Here is a 22,302-nt window from a genome sequence, read left to right as displayed (position 1 = left end):
CTGAATATTACGATATATGTAAAAGTGAGGGGGGAGTCCGGTGTTAGTTGCAACCCTAGTGGATAAGGTTGTAAACCTGTGGCTTGAGCTGAGCTTGCGAGCAAAGCTCAGCATTTGCCTAGTTGGTATGACGGTGATTCCCTTGTTAGTAACAACTGCAATAATTGGTTATAATGGCGAAAAAGCGTTGACCAGTGTTCTCATCGACCATAATGGGGATGCAGCTCAGCATGCTGAGAGTATTGTAAATCACGTTAAGCGGACGGGAATTGTCATGAGCATGTTAGCTGCTTTATTTGCTTCGCTGATAAGTATTATGATTGCTGGTAGAATGACAAAACGTATTATCGATATAGCAACAGTCACTGAACGCCTGGCCACCGGTGATCTGGATGCAATGATCAAGATTACAACCGGAGATGAGCTTGGTCAGCTAGCCATGACATTTAATAATATAGTCGCCCAACTAAAAGCTAGCGGAGCAGAACTGCGCGACAGCGAGGAAAAATATCGCTCGCTGGTGGAAAATATTAATGTTGGTGTATATCGTAAGACTGGAAGTGACAACTCTTTCATGGAATATGTGAATCCAGCCCTTGCGAGAATGCTTGGATTTCCTTCTGCAGAGGAATTGTTAAAAACGTCTGCAGCAACCTATTTTTCCGACCAGGAAAGTTTTAATCTGCTGCTTAAAGAAATTAACCAGCAGGGAGCAGTGAAAAACCGAGAAATCATGTTAAATAAAAAAGATGGAACTGTTATATGGTGTTCAGTGACCGCAATTAAACATTTTGATGCCAAAAGAGAACTGTTTTGGATTGATAGTGTCGTGGAAGACATTACTGAGCGTAAAATGGCTGAGAAATTATTGCGTCAGGCGCATGATGACCTGGAACTGAAAGTAAAGGAAAGAACACAGGAGTTACGATTGCTAAATGAAAAATTGTACAGGATTTCAATACAAGACGGGTTGACAGGTATTGCCAACCGCCGCTGTTTTGATGAATGTTTGGAACAGGAATGGCTGCGAGCCAGCCGGGAACAGTTGCCGCTGGCAATAATTATGTTGGATGTTGACCTGTTTAAACATTATAACGATACGTACGGCCATGTTGCCGGCGATCAATGCCTCAAACGGATTGCAGGAATTCTACAGGGACTTTGCAAGCAGGCGACAGATCTGGCGGCACGTTATGGCGGGGAAGAGTTTGCGATAATTTTGCCCAATACGGATCAGCAAGATGCTAAGAAACTGGGGAAACAGATTTTGGTTAGAGTCAGAGAACTAGGCATTCGCAACGCAACATCTGTAAGCAACCAAATTGTTACGGTAAGTCTTGGTATTGCGGTTTGTATACCGTCAGATAGTTTTACACATGATAAATTGATAATTGCGGCAGACCAAGCCCTTTATCAAGCCAAGAAAGCAGGGCGTAACCAGTTACGGGTGGCTTCTCTTACCGAGAGTTCACTTGCGTGAGAAGATAAAGGTTCTAAAGGACTTGGCATAAGCCAAGTCTTTTCTTATACATAAGGAAAGTATAAGTTTTTTTGATACATAAGGAAAGTATAAGTTTTTTTGAACTGCAGAGACGCAGAGTACGCAGAGGGAATGTCTCGATATACATCTCCCCTCTGCGCTCTCTGTGTACTCTGCGGTTAGAGAGCCATATCCTCAAGGGCGAAATAGCGCTTTTTTAATTCCTAATTTGCAAATCACTTGACAGTTGTATATAATTAAAGCACTAGTTAGGGACGGCGTTACGTTTAAGGATAGTTGGACGGATGAGTGAATAATTAGTGAATATTATATAACTGGAGGTTCTAGTGAGTAAGAATGATAAACTTTTAATTATACCACTTGGGGGACTTGGTGAGATTGGTAAGAATATGACGGTGTTTCGCTATGGCGATGACATAATTATTCTTGACTCTGGTCTTGCTTTTCCCGAGGAGGATATGCTGGGCATTGATTTAGTCATACCAGATATCTCCTATATTATTGAAAACAAAGACAAAATCAGAGCTGTTGTTTTAACCCATGGTCATGAGGATCATATTGGCTCATTGTTTTATCTGCTGCGTCACATTGATGTACCCGTGTACGGTTCACGGCTTACATTAGGTTTGGTGGAGGGGCGGTTAAAAGAATATGATGTATCAACCACTAAACTAATTCCTGTGGCTCCTGGAGATTGTATTTCCCTGGGGGCATTTGAGGTTGGCTTTATCCGGGTTAACCATTCGATTGCTGATGCGCTGGGGATTTACTTAAAAACGCCGGTAGGTACAATTGTTCATACCGGAGACTTCAAAATTGATCAGACCCCGGTTGATGGTAAGATGATTGATATCCATAAATTTGCCGAATTGGGCAATCAAGGAGTACTGGTGCTGCTTTCGGACAGCACCAACGCCGAACGGCCAGGCTATACCAAGTCGGAACGTACTGTAACCGTGAGTCTTGATGAGCATTTTCGCACAGCCAGGGGGCGTATTATTTTAACCACCTTTGCGTCTAATGTATCCAGACTGCAGCAGGCCATTAATGCGGCTTGTAACTATGGGCGTAAGGTGGCGCTGCTGGGACGGAGCATGGTAACGGTGGTCAATAAGGCAAACGAGCTTGGTTATATGGATATACCGGAAGGAGTCTTGATTGGCGTTGATGAAATCAGCCGATATCCGGACAACCAAATGCTAATCTTAACAACCGGTAGTCAGGGTGAACCTATGGCTGCGCTTAGTCGGTTGGCTTCCAAAAGTCATCGCAGTTTGCAACTAACTCCCGGGGATACTGTGCTAATAGCAGCCAACCCAATACCAGGCAATGAACGTTCTGTTGGCCGTACTATTGATGCCTTAATGCGCTCTGGTGTTCATGTTGTGTATGAACGAGCCTCTGGTATCCATGTTTCTGGACATGCCAGTCAGGAAGAACTTAAGCTCATTTTGAATTTGGTTAGCCCAAAATACCTCATTCCCGTTCACGGGGAACACCGGATGCTTAGACAACATGGTAAACTGGCTCAAGAAACAGGCATACCCAAGGAAAACGTTTTTATTGGCGAGAATGGGCATGTTTTTGAGTTTACTGCTGACTCCGGACGGTTTGCTGGTAAAGTGACTGCCGGCAAAATCTTTGTTGATGGTTTGGGTGTCGGAGATGTCGGCAATATTGTTATCCGGGACAGACGGCAGTTATCTCAGGACGGTGTATTGATTGTTGTGGTTACGCTTGACAAAAGCCGTGGCTGCGTTCTGGATGGTCCTGATATTGTTTCGCGAGGATTTGTCTATGTCAGAGACTCAGAAGGACTCATTGATGAGTCGCGTAATATAGTAAAAAATGTGTTGGAACGTTTTGAAAATCAACCAGTAACTGAATGGGCTCCGCTTAAGAATGGCATTCGGGAAGCCTTGTCTAAGTATTTATTTGCTAAAACCGGCCGTAGGCCGATGATTTTACCAATTATCATGGATTTGTAAAGCACTTTTGTCGCTGAGTTAAATAAGTTATATAGAGAAACCCTGCAGGATTACATCCTGCAGGGTTTCTCTATAATTTATCATCGGAACTAATTTTCTCTTACAAATTTTGGGGAAATAGCAGGAATTTTGCTAAAAGGCAAGAAGTAAGTAAGAGAGTAAATAGGAAGGAGAAAGTTTATGAACCAGGAAATCTTCGCCGACGGTATTAGCGCCGTTCATGTTACCGGCAACTTAGTGCGTATCGATCTGATGACCCTGCAACCCCATCTCAAGAGTGATAATGGTCAGCCGGTAGTTGATGTAAGTAAGCGGATTATCATGCCGCTGGAGGGTTTTGTGCAGGCTTTGGCTACCCAGGAAAACATCGTTAACCAGCTCATCAAAGCTGGGGTGCTGAAACAAAGCCAGGAGAAAGTTTCTCAGCCCGAACAAGAGCGGTAGCTCCATGACACCAGACAAAATGACAAGAAAGAAGGTAATACCTATGTTTGTACAAAAGAAAAAGTTTTGCATTGCTCTGCTGATTACATGTCTGTTTACAATCGCATTTGGCGTAAATTTGGTGCAAGCTGCACCTGCGCCCGCTGCTTCTGTGGGGGTCGTTGACTACTCATATCTGATTGACAACCATCCGGATACACCTAAGGCCAATGAAGAGCTTAAAGCAATGCAGGAGCAGGCGAACAAAGACTTCGAGGCCAAGTCAGCCGGTTTGAGTGACAAGGAAAAACGGGAACTTAGTATGCAGCTAGGGCAGCAGCTAGAGCAGCAGCTAGAGCAGAAACGTCAGGAACTGCTCAAGCCTATTTCTGAACAAATTGCCGGTGCAATCAAGGGAGTGAGAGCCGCTAAGGGCTTGTCGGTGGTGGTGGCAAGAAACATCGTTATTGATGGCGGGGTAGACATCACGGCAGATGTTCTAAAGAAGCTTACAAAGTAAGTTGCACAACCTCTTGACAGCAGATAAGATTTTTGATATAGTAGTATTCAATATATGAATCAAATACGATGATCAGAAGAGTAGGCATAGCAAGGATACTTTCAGCGAGCTGGGTTTGGTGTGAGCCAGTAATTATCTGATATGACTGAAAATCATCTGTGAGTTGCAGGCTGAACATTAGTAAGCCTTGCCGGGACCCGTGAGGGTAACAGTGCCCGTTATTGCGCTGGGGTATCGAGCATTGCTCCGTACTTTAATGAGAGATTGCAGTCTTCCTATAAGGACTGTAATAATTAGGGTGGTATCGCGGATTAACCTCCGTCCCTTTATGTAAGGGGACGGAGGTTTTTTAATTTTTTGAGGAGGTAATTTGATATGGATGTTAATAAGTTAAACTTAGTTAAAATTAAAGAGGCCTGGCAGCGAATTACCCCTTTTGTTCATCAGACTCCGCTGCAGCATTCCCGTACTTTAAGTGAAATAGCCAATTGCCAGGTTCACTTAAAATTGGAAAATATGCAAAAAACGGGTTCTTTTAAAATCCGGGGAGCTGTCAATAAGATATTCAGTTTGTGTCCGGAAGAGATGGCTTGTGGGGTAATAACGGCTTCAGCAGGCAACCATGCTCAGGGCGTAGCCTGGGCAGCCAAGGCTTGCAATGTCCCAGCAATTGTTGTTATGCCGGAAAAAGCACCGATAGCCAAGGTTCGGGCTACCAAGGCTTATGGGGCCAATGTAGTATTGCATGGTCAAAACTATGATGAGGCCTACCAGCATGCTCGAATTTTGCAGGCCGAGCAAAACAGGACATTTATCCATGCCTTTGATGATCCAGCTATTATTGCCGGTCAGGGAACCATTGCGCTTGAAATCATGTCCCAGATGTTTGATGTGGATGCTATCATTGCACCTGTTGGCGGCGGTGGTTTGATTGCCGGTCTGGCTGTAGCAGCTAAAGAGCATAATCCTAAAATCAAGGTAATTGGCGTGCAAGCGGCAGGTGCACCCTCTATGGCCCAATCGTTAGCCTGCGGAGCGCGCTTCTGTCTGAAGTCGGTCAGTACTATTGCTGACGGCATTGCTGTAAAACAGCCAGGCGATATTACTTTTGACTATACACAAAAGTATGTTGATGAAATTATCTTAGTTACTGAAGAAGAGATTATTGCTGGAATTTTGTTCATGCTGGAGCGTGGCAAAATAATGACTGAAGGGGCCGGGGTAGTCGGAATTGCGGCCCTGTTAGCTGATAAAATCCAGCTGCCGATGCAAAAAGTAGCGGTAGTCGTCAGTGGGGGTAATATTGACCCGATGCTTTTATCTATGCTTATCGAGGATAAATATCATCAGGTAGCCTGTTGGTAACAGGACAATGACTTTAGTTATCTAATTTACTTGATCAGGTTTCATTAGCCAAAACAGTTAGTTGTTCAGTTATGCTAGTAATTTCTTCTACGCTGGCAGTTACTTCCTGAATAGCTGCTGCTTGTTGTTCAACAGTTAATGTGGTGTCGCTGCCCATAGCAACGGTGCGGTCAACAGAGTTTCTTATTAGGGTTGTAAATTCTTTGATTTTACCAACTGTTGCTTTGGAGTCGGCTGATAGTTTTCTAATTTCTTGCGCCACAACGCTAAAGCCCAGCCCGGCCTCGCCTGCTCTGGCGGCCTCAATAGCTGCATTTAAACCTAACAGGCGGGTTTCGTCGGCGATTTCTTTGATGAGATCCATAACACTATTAATTTCACCGGTAACAGAGTGTACATTGCCAATTTCGGAATTTAAATTAGCCTGATTATCGCTTACCGTACCGGCAGAAGCAGCTAATTCTTCCATAGTAGCCGAAATTTGATGCAGGCTGTCATCTAGTACCATGGCTACCGCTTTTAGTTTTCGATGCTGAAAAGCATTCTTGGACATATTGTTAGCAACCGTGAAAAGTACATTGGCAGCTGATTCGATGCTTTCTCTTGACAGGATGCGTACTTCCTTGGCAGCTGCGATATAACCGTTGGCGTCAACTCCAATTTCGCCGGCGATTCTTCTGTATTTTTGTTCATCAGGACTTGACGTTAGAACTTGACCCCCTAAGATTGTACCCAGCAATTTTCCATTGATCATTATCGGCGCAGCAAAGTCAATCAGCCCTGCATGGCATTCGAAAACATAAGGCTTGCCAGTGCGAACCGCTTCCTCCCCGCCCTTTCGGTGAGACTCTGCACAGCGTTTATCACCACATTCTGTTGAATGGGTATAGTCCTGACAGAATCTTGTATACATGCTGGGATTAGTCACCGGATTGCCGTCCTGGTCAATTGTGACGCTGGCTACACCAACGCCTTTGGCAAAATCATCTTGAAATTTTTGTAGAAACTCAATATCGATTACATCGGTTAGCTTAAGAGTGTCTAAATTCACTTCATAACTAGTTGTTTTGTTTTGAGATCCTTGTTGACTCATAATTGATTCCTCCTGCTGTGTTTGTACTAATCAAATGTTTTTGCAGTTTGGCTGAAAGCGTTAAGCAAGTGACGGAGTCAAGTTTGCCGTACATTTGATTAAGCATTATATTGATAGCAATAATCGGCGGTATTTTTTTTCGATACGTCCGGTTTGAGGTCATTGCGTCGTAGATATCGGCAATGGCTACAAACTTAGCGCAAATGTTCAAATCCTTTTCTTTTAATCCAAATGGATAGCCGCTGCCATCTTCTCTTTCGTGGTGCTGCAGTACTCCTAATTTCACTTCTTGAGAAACATCGTAACAAGTGCTTAACAATTGATAGCCTTGTTCTGAATGCAACTGGATAATGTCGCTTTCTTCCGTAGTGAGTGGTCCTGGCTTATCAAGTATTTCCCGGGGAACAAGCACTTTCCCGATATCATGCAATAACCCGGATAAGATAAAGTTTTTTAGCATTGGGCCTGTAAAGCCTGTCCATTTTCCCAGGAGTCCGGTAAGTGTGGCTACATGAAGAGAGTGTGTAAAGGTATACTCATGGTGTGTCTGAATCCGGTAAAGGATATCAAGAACACCCTCAATATCAATCATAAGTTCGATGTAATTATCAGCTAATTCTTTGCATTCGGCGATCGGAACTTCATCAAATATCCGGACTTTTTTAAAGGTTGATGATATTATGTCCAATGTTTTGTCATATTTTGGAAACATTTGCAGTCTCCGCGATTTGATGCCATACAATCGTGTATCATCACTCTCCCAAAATCCCTAAGATAATTAAATGTGTCAAGGTGCTACTGATTCATAATTGTAAGGCAAACAACATCAATATACTATTGGGTCAGATACTAGAAAATGGGAGCAGCTATTGTATCATTATAACAATAGCTGCTCCTATTTTTATACTATCCGTAAGTATAGTCATTGTGCAATAAGCATGGACGACTACGATTTCTTTTCTAAAGCTGTTTTATGCTGTAGTTCCCAAATTTTTAAATGCAACATAAGTGTTACCTTGGTTTCCATTTTGTCTAATGACATTTGCAGCAATTCTTCGATGCGATGTTTTCGCCATAGTGCGGTATTGGGATGAATATAGAGCTTTTTAGCGACTACTTTCAAGCTATCGCCTTCCAAAATATATTTTAATGTTAACAATAAATTACCTTCGCGAAGCTGGTCATATTTCACAAGCCGTCCGATCGTACTGGCGGCTAAGGTGACAATATTTGTATCTTTTATAAGTTGAAAAGCAATTTCGTAAAGCCCAATATCGTCAAAGTGAACTATCTGTGGGCGGCTATCTGCGCTGGCAACAATAGCCGCATGGTTAGCTTTTTCATATACATCCTTAATATTGAAGGGAATGTTGGATGAGCCTGATATGCCAATTGTTGTACGGAGAGCAGGAAAACGTTTTTTTATTTCTTGAGTCAGTTGATGAGCAAAGTCCAGTTGATATTGCTTGGTACTAATCGTTTCGTTTGCTAACGATACTAGGAGAATTATCTTATTGTCTATGTACCATATTTTATCATGCCCCTCGTCGGCAAGCCAGATGAGGACCTGTTGTTTTATCTCTGCTGTATCATCTTCACAAGGGCCTGTCTTACCTGCGTTTCCCATACTGTCAACCAATTGAATCACAAAGCAACAATACACCATGTGGCTTTCGAGGCCAAACTCACTGAGTGCTTTGCTTGTATATTCCAATGGGTAATCATTTACCAGTAAGCGATTTAGATAATTACTGCATGTGTTAACGTAATTAATGAAAATCAAGTCCTTTTCTGTCTTGGTGATGCGGTTTTCTGCCTGTTTTTTTTTCGTAATATCCTGGGTTACTCCCAATACTTTGGTTAAGCACCCCTGTTGGTTTGTAATTGCATTAAGCCGGGCATAGACCCAGCCAACAGAATCATCACTCTTTAGAACTCTGAATTCCGATTCTGAATATTCTGTGCTTTGGATTTGGGCTATCATTGTTTTAACGATCGCACTATCATCAGGATGAATTCGCCGGGCAAAAAGGTCCACAGTTGGTGCAGTTTCTTGCGGTATATAACCAAAGTTTTTATATTGTTGATCTGAGCAGTACCGGATACCATTGTTACTATCCCATTCAAAATAACCCAGTTTTGCAATTTTCTGTACCATTTCTAAGCTATGCTGACTCGCACTTAATTTGTCTTTATGAAATACTAATTGATCGAGTATTTTTTGTTCTTTAGTCATATCATACACTATAGCAAGTACGAATTCTATTTCCTGGTTGCTGCTTTTTATCTCAGGAAGCAAGGAAATGTGGTATTGGCGTATTCCTACATTTAGCTGAAACACTTCTTTTTGGGCATTGGCAAAAGCTCGTTTTAAATGGTATTTACATTTATTATAATTTTGCAATTCAAGGCGAAAGTAAGTAAGGTTCTTACCAAGGATATTTTGTGTTGCCATGCCAGTACTAGGGTCATTATAGCTTACCTGTACCAGTTTGCCCTCACGATCCAACCGGCTTACTAAGATGGGGCCGGGGTTTATCTCGTACAGGGTTTTTCTGTTGTTAAGACTAACTTTATTATCATTTAATTCCAAAAAACAATCTTTCATAATTGCCTCGTAATAATGGATTTGTTTACTTATGTATATATCTATTGTCAATGTACACGTTTTTACATAAATCTTCTCTGAGATTTGTCTTGTTTCCTTGTTTCCTTGTAAAAATCGATTAATATGTCAGGATTTGTTTATCTATTTTACTATGCGGCATAAAAAAATAGGCCATGCGGCCTAATAAGGGAGAGGATTGAGAATTTATGTGCGTGATTTGCCTGGACTATGAGTGAATGTTGGGGTCACGGCGATTGCGTAATTTATCTTGAATTTTTCCGCTTGTAGCAGGGTTATTGTATTTGACCATCGCTTGCTCGGACACATTTTTGTTAAATATATCTTGCTGGGTTGCGCCGGTATCTCCTTTAGTCATTTTACACCTCTCTACAAATTTTATTTTAGTGTTTCCATAGGTAGCAGCTTAGGCTGCTTTCAGGTTGCCGGATGATTGGGCCCATTGAGATGTTTATCGCCGCTGCCAGACGTAGTTTGGCGGTTCTGGTTTTGTTCTTTTGCCTGTTTCTGAGCTAAAGAGTCATTGGCATTATTCTTAGCCACAGCATCACCTCCTGTTGATTATTGTTTGCAAGATTAATGCTTAAAATACGGCAATAAGGGGTAAGTTATTGCTTTTTAAATCTAAAAGGCGGCCTAATCTCCGGAGTGAGATAAAGGCCGCCTTTAGATTATTCATTGATATACTTAAAGATGCTATCAATTGCTTTGGAGTAGTGTTTTCCAGACAACCCTACTATGAATTGGCAATCAGCGCTTTTGCAGGTGCTTTCGCCACTACAGTACTTTGTTAGCAGTCCACTCCCAGGCGTAGGCTCTTGCTTGGTAAGAACGTAAGCTGAAAACTGCTGCGCAACTTCCTTGCCGGTAAATGAGCATTGGGTAATCCGATTAATTGTGATTGTTTCACGCATTATTAATTCCCTCCCGCAAACATATTATTCTTTAATATAACAAATTCTTGGGAGCCGTGATAGACAATTTGTGTTAAGAAATTGTTAATTTTTGTTTGCCGGCTTTGGCAACAAAGTATTTATGAAAATCGAGATTGCCAGTTAGTTCTGGGTGAAAAGCAGTAGCCAGCATGTTGCCTTGTTCTACAGCGACAATTTTATCAGCTACTGTTGCCAGCACTTTGACATTAGGGCCGGCCTTTGCCACATAAGGAGCCCGAATGAAAACCAGGGGGAGTGGCGCAGACGAAACTGCCGGTATAAGCGCATTGGTTGTGAAGCTGTTTAGCTGACTGCCGTAAGCATTTCGCTGGACGGTAATATCCATCACTCCCAGGTGGCAGCTGGATTGGTCCACAATGGTTTTGGCTAAAAGTATCATGCCCGCGCAGGTCCCCCATACAGGCAGGCCAGCGCATATTTTGGCAATTAGCAGGGGGGCTAGCTGAAACTCCTGCAGCAGTTTGCCGATAGCAGTGGATTCGCCGCCAGGCAGGATAAGTCCGTCAATACCATTGAGGTCAGCGGCTTTTTTTACGGCAATACCTGTTACCCCAGGAAGTGAATGTAAACAATCCAGATGCTCCTGTACAGCTCCCTGGAGGGCGAGAACACCGATGGTGAGCAAGACTACCACCCTCTGCCAGCCAAACGTTCGGCTGGTTCAAGCTTATCCATTTCAATGCCGACCATGGGTTCGCCTAGATTTTCAGAGATTTTGGCTAATAACTCAGGGTCATTGTAGTGAGTAGTAGCTTCGACAATGGCTTTGGCGCGTTTGGCAGGATCACCTGATTTGAAAATACCTGAACCGACAAATACACCATCGCAGCCCAGCTGCATCATGAGGGCGGCGTCAGCTGGCGTGGCAATACCGCCGGCAGCGAAGTTAACAACAGGCAATTTACCATGTTTCCAGATATACTCAATAAGGTCAAAGGGGGCGCCCATTTCCTTAGCAATGCTCATTAGTTCTTCTGGCGGTGCTGTTTTTACCCGGCGCATATCGGCCAGCATTGTACGCATATGCCGGACAGCCTCGACGACATTACCTGTGCCGGCTTCTCCCTTGGTGCGGATCATAGCGGCACCTTCACCAATACGGCGTAAGGCTTCGCCAAGGTTGCGGGCACCGCAGACAAAGGGGATTTTGAAATCGCGTTTATTAATGTGATAGGACTCATCAGCCGGGGTTAAGACTTCACTTTCGTCAACATAGTCAATACCCAGAGCTTCAAGAATTTGGGCTTCAACAAAATGGCCAATTCTAGCTTTAGCCATAACTGGTATTGTAACAGTGGCTTTAATTTCACGAATCATTTTCGGATCAGACATCCGGGCAACGCCGCCATCTTTTCGAATGTCGGCCGGTACTCTTTCCAGTGCCATAACAGCGACGGCTCCGGCTGTTTCAGCAATTTTTGCCTGCTCCGCATTGGTAACATCCATAATGACGCCGCCTTTTAGCATCTGGGCTAAATTTTTGTTAAGTTGATATTGGTTTTGCATAATGTATTGTCCTCCTCTTTGCATAAAAACAATAGTTCTGTTAAAATAATTGTACCGATACGATTTCAGTGTATTAATACAAAATTTTTGTAATTATAGCAAGGTAGGGGAAAAAAAACAAGATGAATCAGGAATTTTTAGAATTTGTATCGATACAATTAATGAAAGGTAGTAAAACATCCCTATATGTTCAATTGTATGATAGCTTGCGCGAACTGATTATCAGCGGCAAATTGAGTTATGGCTATTTACTGCCGCCGGTGCGTAAGCTAGCGGTTTTTTTGGCGGTTAATCCGGGGACCGTTGTTAATGCCTATAAATTACTGGAGCAAAACGGCTATATCTTTTCCCGTGCCGGCAGCGGCAGTTATGTAGCTGAAATACCAGCCAATGGCGATACCGAATATCAGCCTGCTGCTGAAATCGAGCTAGAGCCCCTGCCACCTGTTACAGTACACTCAGGGAAAAACTGTCTTGATTTTGCCACTGTAATGCCGCCACCTGATTTATTGCCAATTGACGATTTTAAAAATTTGTTAATCGAAGTCCTTGACCGGGATCAGGGCAAGGCGTTTAGCTATCAGGACAGCCAGGGATTTGAGCCCTTACGGCAGGCGATTTCCACCTATCTGAAGGAACAGGGGATCAAAGCGCAGGCTAATAATGTTCAGATTATTTCAGGAGCCCAGCAAGGCATAGATATTGTTGCGAAGGCTGTATTAAATTATGGTGACTATGTGTTTACCGAAAACCCCACTTATCCTGGTGCCATCGCGGCTTTTCGTTCCCGCGGGGCTAAAATTGTTGAAATAAATATGGAGAGTGACGGAATTAATATTCAGGAATTGGAAGCCAAAATCAGATCATTTCGTCCTAAACTGATTTATGTAATGGCGAATATCCAGAACCCGACAGGCTATTCCTATTCACTTGGCAAAAGGAACAGGTTAATTGGTCTTGCCCGGCGATATAATGCGCTAATTTTGGAAGATGACTATATCAGTGAACTGGATGTTTCTGACGCGCCCCTGGCACCGTTAAAGGCGCTGGACCGTGACCAGCGGGTTATATACTTAAAAAGTTTTTCTAAAATCTTTATGCCCGGTCTCAGGTTAGCTTTTTTGTTAATGCCGCCGTCGATGGTGACAAAAGTGCTGGCCAGTAAGCACAATTCGGATATTTCTACTTCCGGTTTGACGCAGCGTGCTTTTGATCTCTATTTACGCAAAGGCATCTGGCAGCGGCACATTGCAGCCATTCGCCGTATTTACTTAGAACGATATCAAACAACGCTGGCTGCTATTGACGAGTATCTGCCACCTGCGGTTACTTGTCACCGGCCTAGGGGCGGGCTTACCTGTTGGTTAGCTTTGCCGGAAGGGGTATCTGCTCAGCAGGTTGTTCAAGCGGCTCAGCAGCAGGGTGTGCTGCTAACTCCTGGTACGGCATTTTTTCCTCGTCATGCGCCTGACCGCTTTATCCGGCTTAGCTTTGCGGTAGTTTGTTCGGAAGAAATACTGCAGGGAGTGAAAATATTGGGTGAAATTATATCACAGTATTGTTTGCTAAATACAGGGAAATAAGATATTGTCAAGATAGCATAATAGAAAACTATAGAAAAGGAGAGGTCAGGTGGAGTCGATGCGCAAACCAAAACTGTTTTTACATATTTTTTTTCTTGTTGTTGTCTTGGTGTTAGGTTCGTCGTCAGCCTTTTTTTCGTCAATTTCTATTGGGGCCACAGCTGCTCCGGAGAATATTACATTAACCTGGTCAGCTGATCCTAAAACTACACAGACAATAACCTGGCGAACGGCGGCTGCTACGGTTGGCGGGCAGGTGCAGTATGCCGAGGCCGTGAGCGGACACTTATTTCCAGATCATGCCATAACGGTAACCGCTGGAGTAGAAGCACTCCATACGAATATCGGAGAAATGGCCATTCATTCAAGTATCTTGACTGGTCTTAAGCCTAATACCCGTTATGTTTACCGGGTGGGTGGGAATGAAGGTTGGAGCCAGCCACGGTATTTCACTACAGCGCCGGCAATAGCGCAGAATTTCACTTTTTTGGTATTTGGCGACTCGCAGAGCATTAATTATAATGTATGGGGGATTACTTTGCGGCAGGCCTATCAAGCTAACCATCAGGCCGCTTTTTTTACCAATGTGGGCGATCTTGTTGATGTAGGTCAGGATTATTCCCAGTGGAACAGCTGGTTTAGTGCAGCGCGAGACGTTGTTGATACAATCCCTGTTATGCCTGTGACAGGCAATCATGAGTTCTATACAGTACAGCGCCGCCAGTTCACCCTGCCGGTATTATTTACGTCGCAAATTAAATTGCCCCTAAATGGTCCTGAGAATCTGATGGGACAGGTGTATTCCTTCGATTACGGGGATGTACATTTCGTTATGTTAAACAGTCAGGAAGTGGAAGAGCGTGCATTTGTGCCAGACATGTTGGAACGTCAAAAAGCCTGGCTAGAAAACGACCTGCAAAGCACCAGGAAAAAGTGGAAGCTTGGCTTTATCCATCGTCCGCTCTACAATAACAAGCCGGGGACTGGGGAAATTAATATCAGCAAGGCTTTTGGACCTATTTTTGATAAATATCATGTAGATGTTGTTTTTACCGGCCATGATCACGCCTATGCCCGGACTTATCCACTTTGTGGCGGCATGGCAGCAGCTAGCACGGAGCAGGGGACAATATATGTTGCCACAGGCCGGAGCGGCACTAAAACCTACCAAAATTTACTTGCTAAAGATTGGCATGAGTTTTTCTATGATCCACAGGACGAACCCAATTATCTGGTTGTAACAGTCAGTCAGACTGCGCTGCAGGTGAAGGCAGTTAAGCAAAGCGGTGGGCTCATTGATAGTTGGACTATCTATAAATAGTTCAATATATAAACAGAAAAAAACCCCAGGCCAATTGGCCGGGGTTTTACTGGTAATATTATTGAAGATCGCATATTTCGTCTAACAAATGAGTAGCTTGATCGTGGGGAATGTCTTTTACTAGTACGACTTCGCTGATGAGAATTTGCCGGGCATTATCAAGCATGTTCTTGTCAGCCATTCCCAACTTGCGCTTATTTTTAATTCTGAGTAGATCCCGGATAACGGCAACTTCTTCGCAGATATCACCAGTCTTGATCTTGCTCATGTTCAGTCGCTGTCTTTGCGTATCATTCATTGATGTCGTTTCTGTTTCACCGCTGTGAAAAGTACTTAGAACATCATCCAGCGTATCTGGATCTACTATCGGGCGCATCCCCAATTTCTCGGTCTTATCCAAGGGGAGCATTACCTGCATGTTTCGATGAGGTATATTCACAACATAATAAAGTTGTGTTTGCCCAAATATTTCCTTCTCTTCGATCTTCTCGATAATACCTCCACCATGCATTGGGTAAAAGATCTTATCACCTATTTGAAACATGAAGTCACCCCCTAGTAACGATGTTTTTAAGTATATCACAAAAATAGAAAAATATCAAGTTGAAAACCATAATTATATCACTGTAGTCTTAAGTCGTCAATATGTTAATTTGTTATCCATGAATTCTTGTGGAAGTATATTCACTTTAGTGCCGATAACTAGTAAGTAGATTGAGATTAGTTTCTTTGTTTTAAGAAAAAATTCATTGACAAACCATACAAATATTATAGAATTGTTATAGGGTTTGTCAATGAATAAGTCAATTAGGGAGGAAACAATGAAGAAACTGCTAACGTATTTTCTATTATTTACTTTTATTGCTGTTATTGCAGGCTGTGGTAGTTCCACGACCAGTAAGCCACAGCAGGCTAAGGACTTTTCGATTAAAATTGGTGGTTCCAGTACGCTGGCACCGGTAGTTGCCAAGGTTGCTGATGATTTTACTGAGAAATATAAGACCTGGAAAAAGGTGAAAGATAGTTTGGCTGATGAACCGATTGCAATATTCGTGGCTACTGGTGGTTCGGGCTTTGGGGTAAAATCGGCTACTAACGGGACTGTCGACATTGGTTTGGTGTCGCGGGTAGTGACCGAGGCTGAAAAACAAAAACTTCCCAACCATAAGCTGTATACGGTAGGGTTTGATGCATTGACTATTGCTGTGCATCCACAAAATCCTGTTGCAAAAGTCAAGCCAAATCTAACTAAGGATGAGGTTAAACGTATTTTTTCTGGTGAGATAAAAACTTGGAAGCAACTTGATGCCAGCTTGCCGGATCGACCAATTGTTGTGGCCATTCGGGACCTGGGTGGTGGTGCCAGCCAGGCATTTGATGAAGCGGTAATGAAAGGCACGCCAATCTCTAAAGAGGCTATTCAATGCCCCTCAATGGGTGCCTTGGCTGGTAAGGTTCAAGACAACGTGGATGCTGTTGGCTATGTTTCTACAGGTTTGGTTGAGCAAAATAAGGGGAAAATTGCTGTGCTGTCTGTTGATGGTGTAGAGCCTACCAATGAGAATATCGTCAGCGGCAAGTATACCATAGCACGTCCGCTAATTCTTATCGCCCAGACTCAACCTGATGAACGTGAACAACAGCTTATCAACTATCTGATATCAGATAGCGGTCTTAAAACCTTAGAAGAAATGGGATTTGTACCTGTCAAAAATAAATAGCAGTAATAGAGTGAGATTGCCACGCTGCGCTCGCAATGACCGTTTGGGAGGCACCCATGTCGTCATTGCGAACATAGTGAAGCAATCTCGTTTTAATTTTAGTGCTGAAGTACCGGGAAAATAGAAAAAGATTTTGTTTGGTGGAGAGTTCTATGGCATGTGATAGAAAAGATATAGTACTAAAATGGTGCGGCAAAGTATGCGCGATAGGCTCAGTGCTAGTACTGCTGTCGTTATATGTGTTCATTGCTGGCGAAAGCTTGCCAATTTGGTGGGATGCAGGAATTTTACCACTGCTGTTAGGCAAGGAATGGCAGCCTCTGGGTGAATCGCCACAATTCGGCTTTTTCACTATGCTGGTCAGTACATTGTGGTCGTCACTGGGAGCGATGCTTATTGCTGCGCCGCTGGGAATTTGCTGTGGCATATTTCTTGCTGAATATGCACCAGGCTGGTTGTCGGCTGTAATTCGTACCGTACTGCATATTCTTACAGGAATTCCCTCGGTAGTGTACGGTTTTCTGGGAGCGAGTGTAATAGTCCCCTGGTATGAACGGGTACTAGGCGTACCGAGCGGAGAATCATTGTTTTGTGCATCATTAGTATTGTCGATTATGGTTGTTCCATACATTGTGTCAGGCACTTATGCTGCCTTTAAAGCAATTCCCCTGACATACCGGGAGGCTGGGTATGTGTTAGGTGTTTCTAAGTTGTATATAACAACCAGAATATTAATCCCATTGGCAGGACACAGTATCGTCAGCGCGGTTACACTTGCTTTTGGCCGGGCAGCCGGAGAAACTATGGCTGTGCTCATGCTTGCAGGAAATACACTTACATTGCCGCTTACCTGGTTTAGCAAAGGGGAGCCGCTGTCAGCGCTTATCGCATTAGAAATTGGGACAGCTGGCATTGGCAGCCGCCAATATCAAGCCTTGTTCGCGGCAGGTTTAGTCTTGCTTTTGTTTGTTTCTTCCATTAACTTCGCGATTTATTATTGTAACAGCAGGGGGAGAGGCTAATGGGAAGAATCTGTTTATGGGGTTCAGGGCTAGCGGTTATTGTTATTTTATTATTTATTATGGGTTTGCTGGTTGTTCGCGGTGGTGGAGTGATCTCCTGGGAATTTTTAACCTCAACACCAAAGGGTCTGTATTTGGGAATGGAAGGCGGAATCTTCCCGGCAATAATTGGAACAATTAGTTTGGTTGCTATTGCAACTTTGACTGCTGCCATACCTGCCCTGTTGACAGCTATTTATCTTGTTGAATATGGGAAAGCATCACCACTTGCACACGTAATCAACATTGTTATCCAGGCTATGATTGGCATTCCGTCAATATTAATCGGTCTATTCGGCTATGCGTTCTTTGTTGTTACTCTGGGTTTAGGTATATCTTTGTTGGCTGGCGGACTTACTTTAGCAATTATGATTCTACCGGTTTTGGTCGTCTTGATGCGGGATGCATTACAGGCAGTCAATGATGACTACCGGCTTTTAGGGGAATCCCTAGGTGTTTCGCGTCGTTATTTGCTGCAAAGAATTATTCTGCCGGTAGCTAGTCCCCATTTACTAAGTTCAATATTATTGGCTATGGGGTATGCCGCTGGGGCGACGGCACCGATTATGGTCACAGCTGCTGTTGTTATGTCACGGGGTTCTGTTAGTCTGTTTAATCCGGTTATGGCCTTGCCATTTCATCTATACATTTTGTTTAGTCAGCATATTTCACTTGAACGGGCTTATGGAACAGCCTTAGTTCTAGTACTGATTTTACTGGCGCTAAATCTGCTCAGCCTTTATTTGCGTAACCGGTACGGAAAGAGAGTGGCATTCGATGATTAAAATAAAAGAATTTACTGCTTTTTACGCTAAAAAGCAGGTTCTTCATAATATAACGGCTAATTTTAATAGAAAAGATATTACTGCTCTTATTGGCCCTTCTGGCTGTGGCAAAACAACGTTGTTAAAGTCTATCAACCGGACAGCCGAACTGCAGCAAGAGTTTCGGGCTGCTGGGAGTATCTGGCTGGACGGCCAGGAAGTTAATCAATTGAATGATCCGGCAGTAGTGCGGCGGCAAGCTGGTATGGTTTTGCAAAAGCCAATAGCGCTGCCGCTAAGTGTTAAGGAAAACATTCTGTTTGGACCAAGGTACTATGGTGTAAGAGATAAGGTGGAGCTAGATACTGTAGTTACAACAACTCTTATAAAAGTTGGCTTATGGAATGAGGTAAAAGATAAACTGAATTCACCAGCAAGTGAGTTGTCAGGTGGTCAATTGCAACGGCTGTCTATTGGTCGGATATTAGCAGTAGATCCCAGGGTGTTGCTGCTTGATGAGCCATGTTCTAGTCTTGACATCCAATCCACGCAGTTGATAGAAAAATTGTTGGTAGAGTTAAGGGAACATGTAACGATTGTTATTGTTACTCATAATCTTATGCAAGCCAAACGAATTGCCGATCAAACGATTTTCATGTCCGCAGGGCGAATCATTGAATATAATGCAACAGCATTACTGCTGGAACAGCCGCAAAATCAGATTACCCAGGAATTTTTGGCATTTTGAGATGTGAGGAGAAAAGCTTGATGATAAATTTTACTTTGCCAGATGGTCGTGAGTACAAAATAACCAACGCAGTATTTGACTATAATGGCACACTGGCCGAAGATGGCGTAATTGCCGGGGAAATAAAGGAACTCCTGGAAAAGGTGGGTGAAGTTGCCAGAGTAACCGTACTTACTGCCGATACCTTTGGGCTGGCCCGGACGCAGTTAGAAAACGTGGCAGGTGTACAGCTCCATATTATTAATAAAGGGGAGGAAGCTGCCCAAAAACGAGATTTTGTCAGAGCGTGCGGCGCGGATACTACCATTTGTTTTGGCAATGGTGCCAATGATCGCGCAATGTTTGATGAGGCCCTTTTAGCTGTTGGTGTTATTGGGCCTGAGGGTGCTTATCAGCCAACCTTGGCGCAAGCGGATATTGTTGTAACTAACCCTAAAGATGCGCTCTTGCTGCTGCTTAAGCCGGGGAGACTTGTGGCCACTTTGCGAATATAACTATATTGGAGGTATTATGGAACATAGAATAAGGGTTGAGCGGGCCATCAAACGCTTACCTGTCGATCAGATACCCTGCGGTGAGCTTGTCATTACCGATGAACTGGTACAAACAATGTTTACGCAAAACGTGATCCAGTTCGGTCATCATTTGGAGTTTGTGAATGCTATGGGGCTTGATGCCGTATGTCTGCATCCAAACTGTGGCTATAGCATACAAAGTATCCCATGTGCTAAGGATGTTATATTTAGCGATTTGCCGAACTGGGTGAAAACAGATTTATTTACATTTGCCGTGATAGACGGCCCAATTGGCTGGGCTGGTAAACTACTGGGTTTTGAGCAGTTAATGATGCAATTGGGTCGCCGTACTCCGGATTTTTGTGAGTTTATTGTCACTATTGAAACCCTGAATAAAGAGCTTATTGAGCGTTTGGCCGATAGCGGCATAAATGGTATTCTCCTGGCTGATGATATTGCCTATAATCAGGGTGTTATTGCTCGCCCTGCGCTGTTGCGGGAAATGATATTTCCTTCGCTGGCTGTGCAAGCTGATTATGCCCATCAGTTGGACTTACCCGTGTTTTTTCATTCTGACGGCAATTTGACCATGGTACTTGATGATATCGCTGCCGCGGGGTTTGACGGACTACAGTGCATAGAATCGTCAGCTGGGATGGACATTGGTGAGGTAAAGAGACAGTATGGTCACAAATTATGTCTGTGGGGAAATTTAGACCCTGCTGAATTGATAGAATCGCGTAGCCTGCAGCAGCTTGAGCAAACAGTAAAGCAGATTATTACTGCCGGCGGTAACAATAGTGGGCTGATCTTTGGTACCAGCAGCGGGCTTTTTGAGGATATGCGGTTGGATAGCGTACGGGCTGTTTATGAAATGGCCAAAAGGAACGCAATATAGACCTATAGCTAGCGCCTTCCTCCACCCTTGTGCATATATATATTATAAGGGGTGTGAAAGGAGGGTTATTATGACACATATCGAGCCATGGGAGATGGCAGGCAAATGTACGTTAGGATATGGCCCAAAATCAATCATAGTCCAGCAGGTGCTTGGTGAAAGAAGGGTTCAGAAGTCTATTGATGTGCATGTGCGTGTGCCACAGCACAAACCAGCTATTGAACAAATTGTCGATGTGTTTGTTAAAAAGCTGCGAATTACCGACGTTGATGTCATTCATAATAAAGTGGTTGTCAGAGGCGAGTTTGAGGTAAAGGCTTTGTACGTTGCCTGCAGGCCGCGCCAGCCGGTGCATGCTGTGGAGGTGTGGCCTATCCGTTTTACCGCATATGCAGATATCAGAGGGGCGCGGCGGGGGATGGATGCCGATGCCAGTGTGGTGGTGGAATTTGTTGATTATGATGTTGAAGAACATACCCGCGCCTACTGGCATAAGAAAAAAGATCATGATTATGACGATTGCCAGGATGAGGATTACTGTGATGATGATTATGATGAGTGTGATTGTGATTGCGACTATGATGAGGGCTGTTATCACAAACATAAAACGCTTAAAAAACACAAATTCAAGCTTCATTGTAAGCCGCATAAGCCATGCCACTGCACTCGCCGGTTCGATGTCTCAGTAGTGTTGGGAATTACTGTTAAGGTCATGACTGACCGTGAAGTTATGTTGCACTCGCCGCAGGGGCTGCCTTATAAACCAAAGGGATAATTATTATGATACTCAAAAGCAAAATCTCCGGTTCGGCAATTCGCGGACCGGAGATTAATTTTGGCCATTTGGGAGCATTATTTTGTCAGGATAACGTTGGTTTGAGCAGTACCATAATGCAGATAAAGTTTAAGGGCTGGAAAATTATTAATTAAGGCGTTTTTACAAGTGACGAGGGGACAGGCACTATGTTCCGATGGTACTAGGCCTGCTGGTGGCGATAGTTAAGACAATCAAGGGGTGTGTTTCGAGGTAAGAGGATACAAAAAATTAACCAGATAATAACATACAATTAACACAAAACTAAATGACAAGTGATATGCTCAAACAGAGGGTGAGCATATGTCAAACAAAGTGGTGTACGGCTTGTTCCTGTTAGTGGTAATTCTTTATTTGGTCATGTACTTTTTTCAATTGAACATTTTTTCCGAAAGCACGGGAATGTTCGAGCTTCCTTCTTCGTAAAGTATGAATCCTATTGTTGAGTCAATAGAATACAAGGAGCGGGGTTTTACTTTTGGCATTGCCCCAAAAGTAACAAAAGGTCTAGGCCCCACGCTTCCAAAAGCTGAAAAGCCGGGCGATATTCCTAAAATCCGTAAACTCGCTACGCTCAAACAGTACGGATTTTTTAACGGAATACCGCCCGGCTTTTCTCCTGCGGAACGCTTTTTCCGGCAAAGGCCGGGGGGTTACGGGAGTTACGAGGAGTGCTGACCGCCTGTGCCGGGTTTTATACCTGATACTCCTTGTTTTATAAGGCCTCCATAACTCTCAAAAACATATACTTATCTTATAAAAAAGCACTATCACGCCCTTGAGGATACGGCTCTAACCGCAGAGTACACAGAGAGCGCAGAGGGGAGATGTATATCGAGAATATTCCCTCTGCGTACTCTGCGTCTCTGCGGTTCAAAAAACATAGTCTTTCTTATCTT

At 43.5% G+C, this 22,302-nt stretch carries 23 protein-coding genes and 1 other annotated feature; of the genes, 14 read left to right on the top strand and 9 right to left on the bottom strand.

Translation table 11 applies throughout. The features are described 5' to 3' along the window. Positions 1-40 precede the first annotated feature (40 nt). From AC1ECB_RS18255 to ilvA, 5 genes are all read left to right on the top strand, one after another. On the top strand, positions 41-1,480 hold the full coding sequence (locus AC1ECB_RS18255; RefSeq protein WP_485665113.1) for a sensor domain-containing diguanylate cyclase: 1,440 nt from the start codon (positions 41-43) through the stop codon (positions 1,478-1,480). Between the two features lie 347 nt (positions 1,481-1,827). Beyond that, the gene (locus AC1ECB_RS18250) at positions 1,828-3,489 is read left to right on the top strand and encodes a ribonuclease J (RefSeq protein ID WP_485665112.1); all 1,662 of its coding nucleotides are present in this window, start codon (positions 1,828-1,830) and stop codon (positions 3,487-3,489) included. A 180-nt stretch (positions 3,490-3,669) separates the two neighbouring features. After that, positions 3,670-3,933, top strand: coding sequence for a hypothetical protein (locus AC1ECB_RS18245; protein ID WP_485665111.1), 264 nt, complete (start codon positions 3,670-3,672; stop codon positions 3,931-3,933). A gap of 43 nt (positions 3,934-3,976) precedes the next feature. Then, positions 3,977-4,432, top strand: a complete 456-nt coding sequence (locus AC1ECB_RS18240) for an OmpH/Skp family outer membrane protein (RefSeq protein WP_485665110.1) — start codon at positions 3,977-3,979, stop codon at positions 4,430-4,432. A gap of 59 nt (positions 4,433-4,491) precedes the next feature. Continuing rightward, positions 4,492-4,761 (top strand) — a binding site (T-box leader). 46 nt (positions 4,762-4,807) lie between these two features. Further along, on the top strand, positions 4,808-5,797 hold the full coding sequence (ilvA, locus tag AC1ECB_RS18235) for a threonine ammonia-lyase (protein ID WP_485665109.1): 990 nt from the start codon (positions 4,808-4,810) through the stop codon (positions 5,795-5,797). Positions 5,798-5,831: 34 nt separating this feature from the next. Here the strand turns inward: ilvA and AC1ECB_RS18230 are convergent, their stop codons facing one another. The 8 genes from AC1ECB_RS18230 to pdxS form a co-directional block, all read right to left on the bottom strand. Beyond that, positions 5,832-6,890 (bottom strand): PocR ligand-binding domain-containing protein, encoded by a 1,059-nt coding sequence (locus AC1ECB_RS18230; protein WP_485665108.1) that lies wholly within the window; start codon positions 6,888-6,890, stop codon positions 5,832-5,834. Beyond that, on the bottom strand, positions 6,856-7,602 hold the full coding sequence (locus AC1ECB_RS18225) for an HD-GYP domain-containing protein (protein WP_485665107.1): 747 nt from the start codon (positions 7,600-7,602) through the stop codon (positions 6,856-6,858). The genes AC1ECB_RS18230 and AC1ECB_RS18225 overlap by 35 nt, the downstream gene beginning before the upstream one ends. A 234-nt stretch (positions 7,603-7,836) precedes the next feature. Further along, positions 7,837-9,498 carry a PAS domain-containing protein gene (locus tag AC1ECB_RS18220; RefSeq protein ID WP_485665106.1) on the bottom strand — a complete coding sequence of 554 codons (1,662 nt, stop codon included), beginning with the start codon at positions 9,496-9,498 and terminating at the stop codon, positions 7,837-7,839. A 226-nt stretch (positions 9,499-9,724) separates the two neighbouring features. Beyond that, positions 9,725-9,874 carry a hypothetical protein gene (locus tag AC1ECB_RS18215; RefSeq protein ID WP_485665105.1) on the bottom strand — a complete coding sequence of 50 codons (150 nt, stop codon included), beginning with the start codon at positions 9,872-9,874 and terminating at the stop codon, positions 9,725-9,727. 59 nt (positions 9,875-9,933) lie between these two features. Continuing rightward, complete coding sequence (locus AC1ECB_RS18210; protein WP_485665104.1) at positions 9,934-10,059, bottom strand: hypothetical protein; 126 nt, start codon at positions 10,057-10,059, stop codon at positions 9,934-9,936. Positions 10,060-10,187: 128 nt separating this feature from the next. Further along, positions 10,188-10,430: a hypothetical protein gene (locus AC1ECB_RS18205; RefSeq protein ID WP_485665103.1), complete on the bottom strand. Its 243-nt coding sequence runs from the start codon at positions 10,428-10,430 to the stop codon at positions 10,188-10,190. 73 nt (positions 10,431-10,503) lie between these two features. Continuing rightward, a complete protein-coding gene (pdxT, locus tag AC1ECB_RS18200; RefSeq protein ID WP_485665102.1) occupies positions 10,504-11,097 on the bottom strand; it encodes a pyridoxal 5'-phosphate synthase glutaminase subunit PdxT in 594 nt (197 codons plus the stop codon). 2 nt (positions 11,098-11,099) lie between these two features. After that, positions 11,100-11,978 (bottom strand): pyridoxal 5'-phosphate synthase lyase subunit PdxS, encoded by an 879-nt coding sequence (gene pdxS, locus AC1ECB_RS18195; protein ID WP_485665101.1) that lies wholly within the window; start codon positions 11,976-11,978, stop codon positions 11,100-11,102. 122 nt (positions 11,979-12,100) lie between these two features. Between pdxS and pdxR the strand changes: the two genes are divergently transcribed. Continuing rightward, positions 12,101-13,561: a MocR-like pyridoxine biosynthesis transcription factor PdxR gene (gene pdxR / locus AC1ECB_RS18190; RefSeq protein ID WP_485665100.1), complete on the top strand. Its 1,461-nt coding sequence runs from the start codon at positions 12,101-12,103 to the stop codon at positions 13,559-13,561. Between the two features lie 58 nt (positions 13,562-13,619). Next, entirely contained in the window at positions 13,620-14,882 is a 1,263-nt protein-coding gene (locus tag AC1ECB_RS18185) for a purple acid phosphatase family protein (protein ID WP_485665099.1), read from the top strand. 58 nt (positions 14,883-14,940) lie between these two features. Here AC1ECB_RS18185 and AC1ECB_RS18180 read toward each other — a convergent pair whose 3' ends face one another. Beyond that, positions 14,941-15,426: a CarD family transcriptional regulator gene (locus tag AC1ECB_RS18180; protein ID WP_485665098.1), complete on the bottom strand. Its 486-nt coding sequence runs from the start codon at positions 15,424-15,426 to the stop codon at positions 14,941-14,943. A 277-nt stretch (positions 15,427-15,703) separates the two neighbouring features. Between AC1ECB_RS18180 and AC1ECB_RS18175 the strand changes: the two genes are divergently transcribed. From AC1ECB_RS18175 to AC1ECB_RS18145, 7 genes are all read left to right on the top strand, one after another. After that, entirely contained in the window at positions 15,704-16,603 is a 900-nt protein-coding gene (locus AC1ECB_RS18175) for a phosphate ABC transporter substrate-binding protein (protein ID WP_485665097.1), read from the top strand. 152 nt (positions 16,604-16,755) lie between these two features. Next, complete coding sequence (gene pstC, locus AC1ECB_RS18170) at positions 16,756-17,625, top strand: phosphate ABC transporter permease subunit PstC (protein WP_485665096.1); 870 nt, start codon at positions 16,756-16,758, stop codon at positions 17,623-17,625. Next, positions 17,625-18,449 (top strand): phosphate ABC transporter permease PstA, encoded by an 825-nt coding sequence (pstA, locus tag AC1ECB_RS18165; protein WP_485665095.1) that lies wholly within the window; start codon positions 17,625-17,627, stop codon positions 18,447-18,449. The genes pstC and pstA overlap by 1 nt, the downstream gene beginning before the upstream one ends. Continuing rightward, complete coding sequence (locus tag AC1ECB_RS18160) at positions 18,442-19,176, top strand: phosphate ABC transporter ATP-binding protein (RefSeq protein WP_485665094.1); 735 nt, start codon at positions 18,442-18,444, stop codon at positions 19,174-19,176. The genes pstA and AC1ECB_RS18160 overlap by 8 nt, the downstream gene beginning before the upstream one ends. Before the next feature lie 20 nt (positions 19,177-19,196). Then, on the top strand, positions 19,197-19,670 hold the full coding sequence (locus AC1ECB_RS18155; RefSeq protein WP_485665093.1) for a hypothetical protein: 474 nt from the start codon (positions 19,197-19,199) through the stop codon (positions 19,668-19,670). 16 nt (positions 19,671-19,686) lie between these two features. Continuing rightward, positions 19,687-20,589: a uroporphyrinogen decarboxylase family protein gene (locus tag AC1ECB_RS18150; protein ID WP_485665092.1), complete on the top strand. Its 903-nt coding sequence runs from the start codon at positions 19,687-19,689 to the stop codon at positions 20,587-20,589. Between the two features lie 70 nt (positions 20,590-20,659). After that, entirely contained in the window at positions 20,660-21,364 is a 705-nt protein-coding gene (locus AC1ECB_RS18145; RefSeq protein WP_021169492.1) for a DUF3794 domain-containing protein, read from the top strand. The last annotated feature ends 938 nt before the right edge of the window (positions 21,365-22,302 follow it).

This window comes from Sporomusa sp. 246TCP1, assembly GCF_057319775.1.
The sequence above is the reverse complement of the archived record's forward strand: the minus strand, read 5'-3'. Positions and strand labels throughout refer to the sequence as shown.